Origin of the sequence: Pseudomonas sp. BCA17 (assembly GCF_004519405.1) — a bacterium.
Taxonomy (GTDB): Bacteria; Pseudomonadota; Gammaproteobacteria; order Pseudomonadales; family Pseudomonadaceae; genus Aquipseudomonas.
In genome coordinates this window covers 11,917-26,607 of the sequence record NZ_SGWI01000007.1, presented here as the reverse complement: position 1 = coordinate 26,607, position 14,691 = coordinate 11,917, and the positions used below count along the sequence as shown (strand labels likewise).

The window sequence follows — 14,691 nt, the reverse complement described above, 5'->3', positions numbered from 1 at the left end:
CGGCTTTGCTTAAACGGAGCCTCTTCTTATGTTGAACCTGATAACCCCCGAACATTTCCAGCCCTTGTTGAACCAGACCAGCGTGCTTCACCTGCCCGATGGTTGCGCATTGCCAATCCAGATCCAACAACTCACCTACGCCCCCAAGGCCAGCCTGCCCGGTAGCCCACGCGCAGCGTTCAGCGTGCTGCTCGAAAGCCTTGTACCGACCGATTTCGTCGATGGTTTGTGCCGCCTGCCTCTGGCGGACACGTGCCTTGAAAACGTCTTCGTGTCCCGCGAGCCGGCCATGGGCCGCGACACTCAGCGCGGTTACTTCTGCATCGTGTTCAACTGAGACGGGTACCACACCAACCGCTGCGCGGCAGGCGTCTCTTCTTCCACCTGAAACCCCAGCGCCAGGTAATGCTGGCGCGCATGGGGGTTGCTCGCCCACACCACAGTCGCCACCGGGCAACACACCTGGGCGGCGGCCTGCTGCACCCCTTGCAACACCGCGCGCCCAAAACCCTGACCCCGGGCAGCGGGGACAAATGCCAGGTACAACACTCGGATTTCGTTAGGCCCGAAGTCAGCACTCAATGCACCGATGGGCGTGGCCAATTTTTCGATCACGTAATGCAGGGCGCCGGGAAAATGCTCGTCCATGCCTTGTTCCTGGATCTGGAACTGCTGGGCAATCACGGCCTCTACCAGCGCCTGCTCGCCATCGATCCACTGCAGATCCGCGCGCGCCGAACGGTAAAGGCTCTGCAAAAACGGCCCATCAGTGCCACGTGACGGGCGCACCACCAAGCCCTGCGCCAAGGCGCCATCCTTGTTCAACATATCCAACTCCTGTCAGAACCCGCTTTCCCGTACCCCCAACGCTGCCGCCCGACGCCAGGCAACACCCAGTACCGACTCGCTGCGCCCTTGCAACACCACCACGCCGCGCAGGGGCTGACGAGGTGTCTCGATCGGTTGCGCAGTTTTCAACCGCGCGCCGTACTGGGCCTGAACCGGCTCCGGGCGCTGGTTTTCATCACGGCGCACGGCGATTGGCCCATGGTGGTCGGAGGTCAGCGCCTCCTGGTCCAGGTAGGCCACGCCGTTGGCATCGATATCGGTTAATTCAACGGGGACAGCCGCATGCATCGGGTCGTCGGCAATAAAGCGTCCGGTAGAGCCCGGTGCCACCCGCCACAACTCTGCCTCGGCCAGGTAACCACGCAGACGTGCCCCCTCTTCCACTACTTGTGCCAGCGCGTCCTTGGGCGACAGCCAACGACCTGCACTCAATTGCGGTAACACGTCGCGCACCGTGCCGGCATGAGGTGCACGCAACAGCAGCCGCTCACGTTGGGCGGCCAGGCCCCGGTATTCGGCCAGGGCCTGGGCCAGACGCTGATCGTTGATCCCCGCATCCGCCGCCGTTTCACTGCGCCCGGCCTGACGGCGCATCTGCAACTGCAAAATCTCCACTTCGCGGCGCACGATGCTTTGTCGCGCGTCCAAATCCGGCGACTCCAATTCGAACACTACCTGGCCCTGAGTGACGGCCTGCCCATCGACCACCCGCACCTGCTTGATCCGCGCCGCCACCGGCGCATGCAGCGCACTGGCACGTCCGGCTTCGAGCATGGCCGGCAACTCCACGGCACTGCGCCACGGCACCACCAGCGCCAGCAGTATCAACAGCAGGCCCAGACCGCTGAGCAACACCCGCGAGCCATGGGCCTGGGCGCGGCGGCTCCACCATTCGCGCCACTCCTTGAAAATCGGCAAGAAGATGAACCACACCAACTCCACCAGCATCAGGAAGATCCCGAGCAGCTTGAAGAACAGGTGATACACCGCCAACGCAATCCCCAGGAACAGTGCCGCCCGCCATAACCACGCCAGGTAACCCCACCCTAACAAGCGTCGTTGCATTGTCGGCGACCACGGCTCCGGCGCCGGCTCGCCATAGCCGAACAACAGTTCGCGCAGGCGCCAGCGGCACAGGGCAAAAGCGCGCCCTTGCAAGTTATCCACACCCCACCAATCGCTGATCAAAAAGTAGCCATCAAAACGCATGAACGGGTTGAGGTTGATCGCCAACGTGGTCAACCAAGTGGCGCTGGCCAACATGAACGCCGCCGTGCGCGCCGGGCCATCCGGCAACAATGACCACGCAAGCAAGGCGATGCATGCCAGCAGCAACTCTGCCATCACTCCACCTGCGCCGATCATCAACCGCGCACGGCGGTCATTGACCCGCCAGGCATCGCTCACGTCGGTGTAGAACATCGGCAGCAGCACCATGAATGCCACGCCCATGCTCTGCACCCGGCAGCCGGCGCGCTTGGCCATGAAGGCATGGCCGAACTCATGGCACAGTTTGGCGAAAAACAGCGCCACACCAAACGCCAAGGCGCCGCCGAGGCTGAACAGGTGCGGAAACGTCGCCAAAAAGCGCTGCCAGTCGCGCGCGACCAGAAACACGCCCAAGCCCAGGATGATCGGCAAGCCGTAACGCAGCAACCCCGGGCCAAAGCGCGCCAGCCATGGCCACACGCGGTTGAGAAACGCATCCGGGCGCCACAGCGGAATGCGGAAAAACAGGTACTGATGCAGCAGCACCTGCCACAGGCTCTGCTTTTGCGCGGCCGCTTTATAGAGATAGCTCGCGCGCTGCTGCGGGTCGAGGGCGGCGATCAGGTCATGGGCGCGCAAGAAGCTCAGCAGCTCCTCAACTTCACTGCCGCCCAAGGGCAAACCCGGTTCTCGGTTGGCGGCTTGCAGGACTTTTTCCGGATCGCCCAGTGACCAGTGGCGCAGCAAACGAATCGCGGTGGCGCCGAGCTTGAAATAGCGCCCACGCACGGGGTCGGCCAGGGTCCAGCGTGGCGAGCCGTCCAACGCCGCGCCAGCATTCGACAGTTGCAGGTCTTCGCGCAGCTTGGGCAGGCTCATCAGAGGCCAACGCTCTGGCGCAGGCCCGCCAGCGGCCGGCGCAGCAGGTACAGGGCCAGCGGTGCACGGTCGCCATAGAGCTTCGCCGTGCCGCGCAAACCGATACGGGGCGGCGCATCATCGAATTGCGCATCCAGGCGATAGGCCAACTGACCACCCGGCGTAGGTTGCGCTTCATAGGCAGCCCGCTGCAGGGTGGCGAGGTGGCGTTGCAGCGGGTCGCTGTCGAGAAACATTGCGACTTGGGCGTTGGGCTCCAGGGCAATCGCATCGCCCACCGCCAGCTCAATGCGCAACTCGGCCTGGGCGGGGTCGGCGATCTGCAACAAACGTTCGCCGGTTTGCACCGGTTTGCCGGTCCAGCGGTCGGCGTCAGCGAAAACGGCAATACCGTCGCGTTCGGCGCGCACTTCGCTGCGTTTGAGCAGCTCACGCGCATAGTCACGTTCAGCGCGTTTTTGCTCGACGCGCGCGGCCAGCAGGTCAATCTTCGAATTGGACTCGGCATCGGCAAAGGCACGCTGGGAATTGGCCTTCAATTCGGCCTCGGCCACGCCCAAAGCCCGCGCCGCCACGTCCGCCTGGGCCGTCAGCGTGGTGCTCTCAAAGCGCAACAACAGATCGCCGGTTTTCACCGTCTGGTTGGGTTTGACCAGGAATTCGGCGATGACCCCGTCCAACGGCGCCGCAACGACCTGCCCCGCCAGCGGCACCACTTCGGCCGGCGCCAGCACCGATTGGCGCACCGGGATCAGCAACATCAGCAGCAACGCCACCAACGCCGCTATCTGGCGCTTGCGGGTCAGCCGCAAGCGCCACGGCTGACGCGGTTGCAATGCATGCCAGGCATGGCTGCAGGTGTCGCCCAATTGCGCCAGCAGCACTTGCTCGGCCGGATTCCACGGCGTATCTCGTGCCAGCCACAGGCCGCCGAACACTCGGCCTTGGGGATCGATCAGCGGCAACCAGAACACGTGCCCGGCGGACAGGCTCTGCCAATCAGCCTGCACCGCGCCACTCAATTGTTCAGCGGGCACCGCGCGTGCGGTTTGGCTCAACGCCAGCTTGTGCAACTGCGCCACCGCTTGCTCGACAAAGGCCACGAACGGCGCGTTGGGGTCGACGCTGCTCACCGCCGTCACCGCCCGTACCTTGCCGGCGATCAACAGTGCGGCATGACGATAGCCGAACAGCGGTTGACCATCGTTGACCAGGCTGTAGGCCAGTTGTTCGGTAGTACGCGCAGCACGGATCTGACGCTCAAGGTCGAGAAACTGCGCAAACACACGTTCGGCGTGGCCCGGCATCGGTGCGTTCATTGCAATTGCGCAAAGTGAGCGGTACCGCTCATGCCTGCCAGCAGCCCGGAGGCGTTCGGCAAGGTGGCGACCAGCAGCAGCGTCTGGCTGCCTTCATCGATACGGGCCCCGAGGCGTTTGACCGTGGCCGTGAACGCCTGGCCGGTCTCGTCGGGAGTGAAGTTGAACGTCTGACCGGGCTTGAGCTTGCCCATCCAGCGTGACGGCACCAGCAAGTGGATTTCCAGGCTATGGTTGTCGACGATCTCCAGCAACGGCGCGCCGGCCGAGACGCTTTCATAGCGCTGGACCTTGCGCTGCACCACCTGGCCGTCATACGGCGCCAGCACACTGCAGCGTTTGACCTGTACTTGATAGACCTGGGACTGGGCCTGGGTTTCAGTGAGCTTGGCTTCAGCGCGGGCCACTTCAAAACGCCCGACGGAGTTGAGTGCCGCCAGCTGTTTGTTGTGCGCAAGCTCCTCACCGGCGCCACGACTGGCGGCCTGGGCGGCATTCAACTGGGCCTGGTAGGCCGAACAATCGAAGCGCGCCAGCGTGTCACCCTTCTTGAACGATTCACCCTCGCTGAAAGGCAACTCGACGATTCGCCCTGACAACTCGCTGGCCAGCATCGCCTGGTCGCGGGCGCGCAACACGCCGCGCGCCTCGTTGGCACTCGCGGCCGCCGCAGGAGGATGATCCAGCAACGGGTCATCGGCCATCGCCAGTTGCGCCATGCCCATCAGGCACGAAACTCCAAACACCCAACTACGCAACTGCTCCATATAACGACTACTCCCTGATGGTGTCGGCAGTCTAGGGCAGAGAATTCAAAATGCCACTACCCAAAACGGACAAATCTGAATTTATTGTAGGGCGCTGCCGACGTCTTCGCAGACGTACGTTATGATTGCGACCTTCCAAGGATCCAGGATCAAAGGACACGTCATGCGTATCGGCTTTCTGCAACCTCTGGGACTGGCGCTGCTCGCCGGCCTTTCCTTTCAAGCCCAGGCCAGCAGTGATGACTTTTGCTACCCCGACTGGCGGGTATCACGCGACAGCCTTGAAAGTTGTAGCAACCTGCCCTTCCTGAGCCCGGGCAATGACAGCCGGGTGAACCTGCGCTTGTTGCTGGCAGACAAACAGGTAGCGCCCCTGACACCGAACGCACTGAATGAAACCGACCTGGAACAAGGCTTCGGCCCAGTGCCGTTCCCGGTGTATCGCCTGACCTCAAATGACACCCCGCCCGCAGAAGTAGACGACTCATCGGCGCCCGGCCTTGACGAACTGCTCGCCCCCTTGGGCATCCCGCGCGGCGATACCAAGACCGCCGGCCAAGCCTTCCTCAGCGGTGAAGGCAGCCGCTGCCGCAGCAATGATGACGACAGCGCCGCTGCGTTTATCGCCCAGGTCGTCAAGGCCGACATACCGGCGGCTGAGCGCGAATTGCTGGTAAAAGCCCGCTTGCAGTTGCTCACAACGTGCGACTGGAATGGCCAAGTCGTGGACGCGCAACAGATTCAGTCGCCCGAAGGCCAACTGCTGCGCACCTATCTGCAAGCCGCCGCCGACTTCTACAGCGGGCGCTTCAGTGACGCCGAACGCGGCTTTGCCGCTGCAAGCAGCAGCGCCCAGCCCTGGCTCAAAGAAACCGCGCTGTACATGACTGCACGTACTTCGCTGAACCAGGCGCAGGCCGAGGCGTTTGACGAGTACGGCATGCCGAAACTCGAGCGTGTGGATAAGTCAGCCCTGAGCAGCGCCGAAGAAGGCTTCCTCGGTTACCTGAAAACTTATCCACAGGGCGCGTACGCAGCATCTGCCCATGGCCTGCTGCGTCGGGTTTACTGGCTGGCGGACGACGTCGATAAACTGGCCCAGGCCTACGCCTGGCAACTGACCCAGGCGACGGATGCACAGCGCAATGCGTCGGTAGAAGAGCTGGTGGAAGAAGCTGACCTCAAACTGTTGATGATCAATCGCAGCACCGTGCAAAACCCGATGATCCAGTTGGTCACCGACCTGATGTCGATGCGTGCCCATACCCCGCCGGAACTCACTCGCGAAGACCTCGACGAGCAAAAAAGCGTATTTGCCAATGAACCGGCACTGTTCGACTACGCAAAGGCCGCTTATGCGCTGTACGTCGAACATCAGCCAGACAGCGCCTTGAAGCTGTTGCCCGAGCAGGTGCCCTCGAACCTGGATTATTTCGCCTTCAGCCAACAAACCCTGCGCGCATTGGCCCTGGAAGAGAAAAAGGACTGGCAAGCCGCCGAAGCGTTGTGGCTGAAACTGCTGCCGCTGGCCAAGCTGCCACTGCAACGCGACCAGTTGGAACTGGCCCTGGCCATGAACTACGAACGCAGCGGCCAACTGGCCAAGGTGTTTACCGCCGACTCGCCGATCAGCGCCCAGCAAGTGCGTTATATCCTGCTGCGCAACGTAGCCGGACCGGACTTGCTGCGCCAGCAACTTGCCAAGGCCAACGACCCCGTGGAGCGCAACACCGCACAATTCGTGCTGCTCTACAAAGACCTGCTGCACAGCGAGTTCGCCAACTTCGCCGACGACCTCAAACAACTGCCGGCCCCGGCGCCCGAAGACAAGTTGGGCACCAGCCTGGGCTATGTCTATAGCTCCGGTCAGAGCCTGAAACTGTTCCAGTGGAATGGTGAAAAAGCCGAATCCGGCTATGCGTGCCCAAGCATCGCGCAAACCGCCGCGACCTTGCAAAACGACGCGAAAAACCCACAGGGCCTGAACTGCTTCGGTGAGTTCATCCTGCGTAACGGCCTGGACGGCATGCCGCTGGAACAAGCGCGTGCCGCCGGTAGCCTGGGCAGCACGGCGTCGGACTTCAAAGGTGAAACCTTCTCGCGGCTCGAGGGCTACAAACGCGTTATCGCCAACGCCAAGGCACCGAAGAACGACAAGGCCTATGCCCTGTTCCGTGCCATCAACTGCTATGCACCCTCGGGCTATAACAGTTGCGGCGGCGATGACGTTGAACCGGCCGTGCGCAAGGCGTGGTTCCGCCAGCTGAAAACCGCTTTCGCCGACACCCAATGGGGCACGTCGTTGCAGTACTACTGGTGAAGCACCTGTGGCTCGGTTTGCTGTTGTTGGCAAGCCCAGCCTTCGGCGCGGTCGATGCCCGGGACTATGACGCCTTCTGGCTGTGGAGCGGCGTCTCGCCGCAGCCGGTGCTCAAGCAGGCTAAAACCCTGTATATCCTCCAGGGACAGATCAACTCGACCCGCCGCGCACCCCAGCGCGGCGTGCAACTGATCGCCCAGGGCATCAGCGTACCGCGCCTGACCCAGGGCGAGGTCTGGGTGGTCTACCGCGCCCACACCCTGCACTGGCCGGAGCGAATCTACGCCCAAGTGTTCGGCCAGGTGCAACGCTGGCGCGACGCGGGCAACCCGGTGGTGGGCATCCAGATCGACTTCGATGCGCGCACCCAATACCTGCACGAATACACCGCCTTCCTGCGTGACCTGCGCCAACGCCTGCCCGCCGACCTGCGCCTGAGTATTACCGGCCTGATGGACTGGAGCAGCAACGCCGACCCGGCCGCCATCGCCCAGCTCAAGGGCGTGGTGGACGAGGTAGTGGTGCAGACCTATCAAGGACGCCACAGCATCCCGGATTACGCCGCGTATCTGCCACGGATGAACCGGCTGGGGCTGCCGTTCAAGGTAGGGCTGATCCAGGGAGGGGCTTGGGAAGCGCCGGGGTATCTGCAGGGGAGTGAGTGGTTTCGGGGGTATGTGGTTTTTTTGCAGAACCCCTGAGAGGCCGGGCCGATCTTTAGTGAGCGGCTCAAACCCGCTCACCACAACAGCCCGCTTTGCGCTTACCAGTCATACGTCAGGCTCGATACCGCCGTGCGCCCTGCCCCGTAGTAGCAGTCCAGGTTACTGGTGCACTGCGATACGTAGGTTTTGTTGGTGAGGTTCTGCACGTTCATCGCCAGCTTCACACCCTTGAGTTTCAGCGGCGACTTGCCCAGGTCATAGCTCAGGCTGGCGTCGTAGACGCTGTACGAAGGTACGCTGAAGGCGCCCTCGTAGTAGTCGCCCAGGCTCTGGCGCGCATAGCGTACACCCAGGCCGGCGCCCAGGCCGACCAGCGGCGTATCGCCCAGCACGGTGTAGTTGACCCACATCGACGCCGTCAGCGGCGAGATGCCAGCGGGGTGGCGGCCTTGGCGACCGTCGTTGTCCTTGGTGTATTTGATGTCGTTACGTGCAGCCGAGGCGACAACGTCCCAAGCATCGCTGAGCGCGGCCTTGGCTTCCAGCTCTACTCCTCGCGAACGCATGGCGCCGCTTTGTGTGCTGAACGTGGTGTCCACCGGGTTGGTGGTCAGCACGTTTTCCTGATCCAACTGGTACACCGAGACCTGCACAAAACTCTTCTGCCCCGGCGGCTGGTACTTCACGCCGACTTCGTACTGCTTGCCGGTCGACGGCTCAAAAGGTTTGCTGTTGGCGTCGGTGCCAGCCAGCGGCAGGAAGGATTCGGAATAACTGACAAACGGCGCCACACCGCTATCGAACAGGTACACCAACCCCGCACGGCCGGTGAACGCCTGGTCCTTGCTGGCAAAGCGGGTATCGGCCAGCGGCTCCTTGTTCACCACAGTGGCCCAGTCGTAACGCCCACCCAGTACCAATGCCCATTTATCCAGTTTGATCTGGTCCTGCAGGTATAAACCGGTCTGGGTGATGGAGCGGTCCCAACGGTAAGGTTGACCAAAATTCAGGCGCTGGCCGTAGACCGGTTTGAACAGGTCGATGATCGGCGGGTTACGGTCGTACAGGCCGTGGAACTGTGAGTTGGAATGGTAGTAATCCAGGCCGACGATCAAGGTGTGGGCCAACGCGCCGGTGTCGAATTCGGCCTGAGCGATGCTGTCCACGCCGAACACTTTGTTGTCTTGCGCCCAGTCCACGCCAAAGCGTTGCAGGTAGCGTTGGTCCTTCACGCCGGTCACCGGGTTGGCGACGAAAGCGTAGCCGTGCAGAGGCGCGGTGTAGCGGTCATCCACTTCGGCGTAGCGTGCGTTTTGCTTGAGCGTCCAGGTGTCGTTCAGGCGATGAGAGACCTCGTAGCCCAGCACATATTGCTCGCGGTTGTACTGGTTCACGCCGGGCTCGCCGAGGAACAGGTCGCGCTTGATCTTGCCGTTGGGGTTGGCCCACAACGTGCCGGACGCCGGCAAGCCTTGGGCTTCGGGTACGCCTTTGTCTTTCTGGTATTGGGCAAACATGGTCACGTGGGTGTCGTCGTCGGGGCGCCAGGTGAGGCTGGGGGCGATGAACTGACGTTTGTTCTGGACGTAGTTGATTTCGTCCTGCCCGTCATTGGCCAGGCCGGTCAGGCGGTAGAGAAATTGCCCTTGCTCATCCAGCGGTCCACCCAGGTCGATGGCCGCGCTTTTATGTTCGTAAGTACCGGCCTCCAGCACCACCTGATGAATCGGCGTTTCGCTGGGGCGCTTGCTGACCATGTTGACGATACCGCCGGGCTGATTCTGCCCATACAGCACCGAGGCCGGGCCCTTGAGCACTTCGATGCGCTCCAGCCCATAAGGCTCGATCTGCAACGCACCGCCGGTGCTGCCGCCACCGTAGGGCAGGTGCAAACCATCGAGGTACAGCGGCGTGGGCGAGAACCCGCGAGAGGTCGGTTCATCGAACAACTTGACCCGGTCAGAGAAACCGCCCGCCGTCATGCCCGGCGTGTAGAGCAACGCCTGGGTAACGCTCTGGGCTCCGCGCGCCTTGATTTCGGCGGCGCTGATCACGTTGATGGTCTGGGGGATCTCCACCAGTGCCGAATCGGTCTTGCTGCCGGACGCACTGCGCGTGGCGACAATACCCTCCACAGGCCCCCAGGCACTTTCCCGGGCCTGCTCGGCGCTGATTTGCGTCGCGCCCAATTGCAACGGGCCGCCCTCGGGCATTGCCTGCAACGACCAACCACCCTGGGCTTGCACTGCCGTCAAACCGCTGCCCGCCAGCAGCCGTTCCAGGCCGGTCGCCACGCCGTAACGGCCCTGCAGGCCCGCGCTGCGCTTACCCTGAGTGAGCGAGGCATCGACCGACAGCAAAATCCCGGAAGCGCTGGCAAAGCGGTTCAATGCCTGATCGAGACTGCCTGCAGGAATGCTGTAGGCGCGCAGGGCCTCGCTGCTCTCTTGGGCCTGAACCAGCGCCGGCACCATCGGTACCGTGGCCAACAGGCTGACGAACAGGCCCCGGCGCAGAGCGCGGGCCAAGGGTTGGATTGGGTGGTGCGACATCGCTGGGCTCCCCGTGAGAACGCTTCTTGATTGGCTTTCAAGAGCTAACCCGAGCGAAGTGCGCAAACCGACAAGCACCGGCAAAAATATTTTCAGACCCTGGCCTTGATCGTCACCCAGAAGCGCGTCACCGTCTGGACCTGCACCGGCAGCGTACGCTCCAGTGCCGCGAGGATCGCGTTGGTGTTGCGCAGTGGAAACACACCAGTCAGCAGCAAGTCGGCCACTGCCGGGTCGCACCGCAGCACGCCTGGTCGATAGCGGCTCAACTGCGCGACAAACTCACCCAGCGGCTGGCGCTCGGCGACCAGGCGGTGCTCGGTCCAACTGCTGGCATTGGCGTTTACCGCAGGCAATGCCGAGCTTTCGCGTGCGTTGAACCATAAACTCTCGCCGGCACTCATCTGCACCGCCGCCCCCTGCAGCGGGCTGACGCGCACGCGGCCTTCGAAGAGGTCGACGCGGCTGCCATCGGGCAGTTCGCGCACCGCAAAGCGGGTACCCAGCGCCTGCACGTCACCGGCCGGGGTCTCGACGATCAACGGGCGCAAGGGGTCATGGCCGCTGGTCAGCAGGATCTCGCCACGGATCAGGCGAATGCGCCGCTCACTGCCGTTGAAATGCAGGTCAAACGCACTGTCACTGTTGAGGTCCACCCGCGTGCCGTCGCTGAGGATCACGCGGCGAATCTCGCCCGTGGTGGTGCGGTGCGCGGCGAAGGCCACTTGCCAAGGTTCGCTACGCTGCACCAGATAACCGCTGCCACCGGCGACCAATAGCAAGCCGAGCAACTTGAGGGCCGCACGGCGTTGGGTATCCGGCGTGTCGCGCAGCACCGCGCGAGCGCTCTCGGCAGGCACGCCGCCGAGGGTCTGTTGCAGTTGCTGCAAGCGTTGCCAGGCGCGGCGGTGTTCCGGGTCGGCGGCCTGCCATCGGGCAAATGCCTGGTGTTGCTCACCGTGCAGGTCGCCGCCCCACTGCAGCATCAGCCACTCGCTGGCCTGCTCGACAACTTCCTCGGCAATCGGGGCGTCCTGCTTCATTCGGCGTAGGCCACCTGGTAACAAGCGACGATGGCGCGGGTCATGTACTTCTGCACCGAACTGACCGTGACCTCCAGGCGCTCAGCGATCTGCGCGTAGCTCAAGCCTTCGAATTGCGACAACAGAAACGCCCGGCGCACGTTGTCGGGCATGCGGTCGAGCATGGCGTCGATGTGCAACAGGGTTTCCAGGATCAGCGCGCGGGTTTCCGGTGACGGCGATTCAGGTTCAGGCAGATGCGCGATGCTCTCCAGATAGGCGCGCTCGATACGCAGACGGCGCCATTGGTCGATCACCAGGTTGCGTGCGATCTGCGCTAAATAACTTCGACTTTCCTTGTCTCCAGGAAAGCGCCCGGACACCAACAGACGCAAAAAGGTGTCCTGGGCCACGTCAGCAGCCTGCTCGCGGTCGCCCAGGCGCTTGCGCAGCCAGCCTTGCAGCCAGCCGTGATGGTCGCGGTACAGGAGGTGAAGCTGTTGCTGGCCGTCAGTCGCGGTGTCCATGAAAAGCTCAGATACACTATTGAGAGCAATTATCATTACACCTTATTTCGCGACTGACAAAACTCTTTGTGGTTCAGCGCCCGGCGGTTTGCAACGGGTACACCGATTCCCAGCCACCGCCCAAGGCTTTGTACAAGCCCACCATGGCCAACGACACGCCCGTGGAACTTTCAACCCACTGTTCCTGCGTCGCCAGCAACGCGCTTTGCACGGTGAGCACATTGACGAAATCCACCACCCCTTCCACGTACTGATGTTGCGCGGTGGCCAGGGCGATCTGGTTCTGGCGCACCGCTTCGGCGAGGCTGTCGCGACGCAATTGGCTGGCGTTGTAGCGGGTCAACTGATCGTCGATTTCATGCCAGGCGCGCAGCACGGTTTGCTGGTAAGCCAGCGCCGCTTCCTGCTGCTGGGCCTCGCGCAAATTCAACATGCCTTGCAGGCGCCCACCATTGAACAGCGGCAGGCTCAATTGCGGGCCGATGGAAAACGCGCGGGAGCCCCAGGAACCGAAATCCGACAGTTGCATGGCCTGGGAACCGACGCTGCCGGACAGGGTGATACGCGGGTAGAAGTCGCCCTTGGCCACGCCAATGCTGGCGGTAGCCGCGTGCAGACGTGCCTCGGCCCGACGGATATCGGGGCGGCGCTCGGCCAGTTGCGACGGCAGGCCAATCGCAACCTGGCGCTGGGTTTGCGGCACGGCGGCGTCCTTGGACAATTGCGCGTGCAACGCTTGGGGCGGCTCACCCACCAGCAGGCTCAGGGCGTTGATCAATTGGTCCTGGCGTTGCTGCAAGTCCGGCAGGCGCGCCTCGATGGTCGCCACCTGGGCCGCGGCTTCGGCCACGTCAAGGTCCGTGGCCACGCCATCGGCCAGGCGCAGTTGCGAGAGCTTGAGGCTGTGACGGGCGACTTCGAGATTTTGCTCGGTAACGGCGCGGGTGTTCTGCACGCCGCGCAGTTGGATGTAGTCCTGAGCCGTCTCGGCGAGCACCGACAACAACACGGCACGGCGGTCGTCTTCGGCGACTTGCAACGTGGCGTCGGCGGCTTCGGTTTCACGCCTGACCCGGCCCCAGAAGTCCAGCTCCCACGCGGCAGAGAAGCCCACGTCCCATTGGCTGTAAGCCGAGCGGCCATTCTCGCCGGAGGGGTCGTTCAACCCTTTGCCGCTGTTGCGTTTGCGCTGGTAGCCACCCGTTGCATCAAGGTTCGGATAACGCTCGGCAGTACTCACCTGGCGCACGGCGCGGCTTTGTTGCAAGCGGCTGCTGGCGAGTTTCAGGTCGAGGTTATCGGTCAGAGCGCGGCGCGTAAGCGCCGACAGTTGCGCGTCGTGGAACACGTCCCACCAGCGCTCCTGCAAGGGCTCGCTTACAGCGCGGCTGGCAGCCTGGCGCCCTTGGGGTTCGTTCCATTGAGCGACTTGCGAGCCCTGAGGCCGCTGAAAGTCCGGGCCTACGGTACAGGCGCTCAGGCTGATAAGGCTCAAGGTGAGCCAGGCAATTTTTCTCATTGCTGGGCCACCTCACGCGGCGGCGCAATAGCCCGGGTGTCTACGCTGGCCTCTACCGACATGCCGACGCGCAGGCGCTCGGTCAGCGGCTGGTTGGGTTCGAGGATGATCTTCACCGGGATCCGCTGCACCACCTTGGTGAAGTTGCCGGTGGCGTTATCCGGCTTGACCGAAGCAAACGTCACTCCGGTGGCTGGCGCCAGGCTTTCCAGATGACCATTGAGCGATTCGCCATCGAAGCTGTCCACACGCACTTGCACGGCTTGGCCGGCATGCATGTGGGACAGCTGGGTTTCCTGGAAATTGGCCACCACATAGGCGTCGGCCAGCGGCACCACCGCGAGGATCTTACTGCCCGGCGTCACGTAAGCGCCGACGCGCACCGCACGCTCGCCGACCATGCCATCTACCGGCGCGACGATGCGCGTGTAGGACAGCTGATAACTGGCCATTTCCAGCGCGGCCTGGGCGCGCTTGAGCCCACCTTCGGCGGCGTCGCGTTGGGCGGTGAGGATCTCCACCTGCTTGCGTTCGGCCGCCAGCACGGCGGTGGCATTGGCCAGGCGCGCAGTGGCCTGGTCAATGCGGGTCTTGGCTTGCTGGGCGTTCTGCACCGTGCCTGCGCCAACACCGGCAAGGTGGTTGTAGCGGTTCAGTTCGTGCTCGGCGAAGGCCATTTCGGCGCGATCCGCCGCTACGGTAGCCTGGGCCTGGGCGATCACCGAGCTTTGGCGCTCCAGCGTTGCATTGGCATTTTTCAATTGAGCCCGGGCCACCAGGGTGTCAGCGTCGGCAGCCTGGGCGGCGGCGCGAAAATCACGGTCGTCGATCAATGCCAATAATTGGCCGGCCTTGACGCGCTGGTTGTCCTCCACCAGCACTTCCTTGATAAAACCGGCAACACGCGGCGCGACCAACGTGAAGTCGGCCGCGATGAAGGCGTCGTTGGTGGTCTGGCGCTTGCTGCCCAACATACCCGGCGCGACCAGGTATACCAGTACGCCAACGGCGAACACGGCAATAACGGAGACGGCAATTTTGTCTTTGCGTTTCATGAAAAGTC

General features: G+C 63.0%; 12 protein-coding genes. 3 read left to right on the top strand and 9 right to left on the bottom strand.

From position 1 onward, the window contains the following. Positions 1-28 precede the first annotated feature (28 nt). Positions 29-337 (top strand): hypothetical protein, encoded by a 309-nt coding sequence (locus EXW71_RS22895; RefSeq protein ID WP_134660290.1) that lies wholly within the window; start codon positions 29-31, stop codon positions 335-337. Here EXW71_RS22895 and EXW71_RS22890 read toward each other — a convergent pair. Genes EXW71_RS22890 through EXW71_RS22875 form a run of 4 tightly spaced genes read right to left on the bottom strand, consistent with a single transcriptional unit; the run spans position 313 to position 5,023 of the window. Beyond that, the gene (locus EXW71_RS22890; protein WP_134660289.1) at positions 313-828 is read right to left on the bottom strand and encodes a GNAT family N-acetyltransferase; all 516 of its coding nucleotides are present in this window, start codon (positions 826-828) and stop codon (positions 313-315) included. The genes EXW71_RS22895 and EXW71_RS22890 overlap by 25 nt on opposite strands. Before the next feature lie 12 nt (positions 829-840). Next, entirely contained in the window at positions 841-2,937 is a 2,097-nt protein-coding gene (locus EXW71_RS22885) for a biotin/lipoyl-binding protein (protein ID WP_134660288.1), read from the bottom strand. After that, positions 2,937-4,256, bottom strand: coding sequence for an efflux RND transporter periplasmic adaptor subunit (locus tag EXW71_RS22880; protein WP_134660287.1), 1,320 nt, complete (start codon positions 4,254-4,256; stop codon positions 2,937-2,939). Before EXW71_RS22880 ends, EXW71_RS22885 begins: the two co-directional genes overlap by 1 nt. Further along, on the bottom strand, positions 4,253-5,023 hold the full coding sequence (locus tag EXW71_RS22875) for an efflux RND transporter periplasmic adaptor subunit (protein WP_134660286.1): 771 nt from the start codon (positions 5,021-5,023) through the stop codon (positions 4,253-4,255). Before EXW71_RS22875 ends, EXW71_RS22880 begins: the two co-directional genes overlap by 4 nt. A 163-nt stretch (positions 5,024-5,186) precedes the next feature. On the opposite strand from EXW71_RS22875, the gene EXW71_RS22870 reads away from it, so the two are divergent. Both EXW71_RS22870 and EXW71_RS22865 read left to right on the top strand, forming a co-directional pair. Then, a complete protein-coding gene (locus EXW71_RS22870; protein ID WP_134660285.1) occupies positions 5,187-7,343 on the top strand; it encodes an outer membrane assembly lipoprotein YfiO in 2,157 nt (718 codons plus the stop codon). Next, complete coding sequence (locus EXW71_RS22865) at positions 7,340-8,044, top strand: DUF3142 domain-containing protein (protein WP_134660473.1); 705 nt, start codon at positions 7,340-7,342, stop codon at positions 8,042-8,044. Before EXW71_RS22870 ends, EXW71_RS22865 begins: the two co-directional genes overlap by 4 nt. A gap of 62 nt (positions 8,045-8,106) precedes the next feature. On the opposite strand, the gene EXW71_RS22860 is transcribed toward EXW71_RS22865, so the two are convergent. From EXW71_RS22860 to EXW71_RS22840, 5 genes are all read right to left on the bottom strand, one after another. Next, on the bottom strand, positions 8,107-10,560 hold the full coding sequence (locus EXW71_RS22860) for a TonB-dependent siderophore receptor (protein WP_134660284.1): 2,454 nt from the start codon (positions 10,558-10,560) through the stop codon (positions 8,107-8,109). 92 nt (positions 10,561-10,652) lie between these two features. After that, positions 10,653-11,603 carry a FecR domain-containing protein gene (locus tag EXW71_RS22855; protein ID WP_134660283.1) on the bottom strand — a complete coding sequence of 317 codons (951 nt, stop codon included), beginning with the start codon at positions 11,601-11,603 and terminating at the stop codon, positions 10,653-10,655. Next, positions 11,600-12,109: a sigma-70 family RNA polymerase sigma factor gene (locus tag EXW71_RS22850; RefSeq protein WP_134660282.1), complete on the bottom strand. Its 510-nt coding sequence runs from the start codon at positions 12,107-12,109 to the stop codon at positions 11,600-11,602. The genes EXW71_RS22855 and EXW71_RS22850 overlap by 4 nt, the downstream gene beginning before the upstream one ends. Positions 12,110-12,182: 73 nt before the next feature. Further along, complete coding sequence (locus tag EXW71_RS22845) at positions 12,183-13,628, bottom strand: efflux transporter outer membrane subunit (protein ID WP_134660281.1); 1,446 nt, start codon at positions 13,626-13,628, stop codon at positions 12,183-12,185. Further along, positions 13,625-14,683: an HlyD family secretion protein gene (locus tag EXW71_RS22840; protein WP_134660280.1), complete on the bottom strand. Its 1,059-nt coding sequence runs from the start codon at positions 14,681-14,683 to the stop codon at positions 13,625-13,627. Before EXW71_RS22840 ends, EXW71_RS22845 begins: the two co-directional genes overlap by 4 nt. Positions 14,684-14,691: the final 8 nt, after the last annotated feature.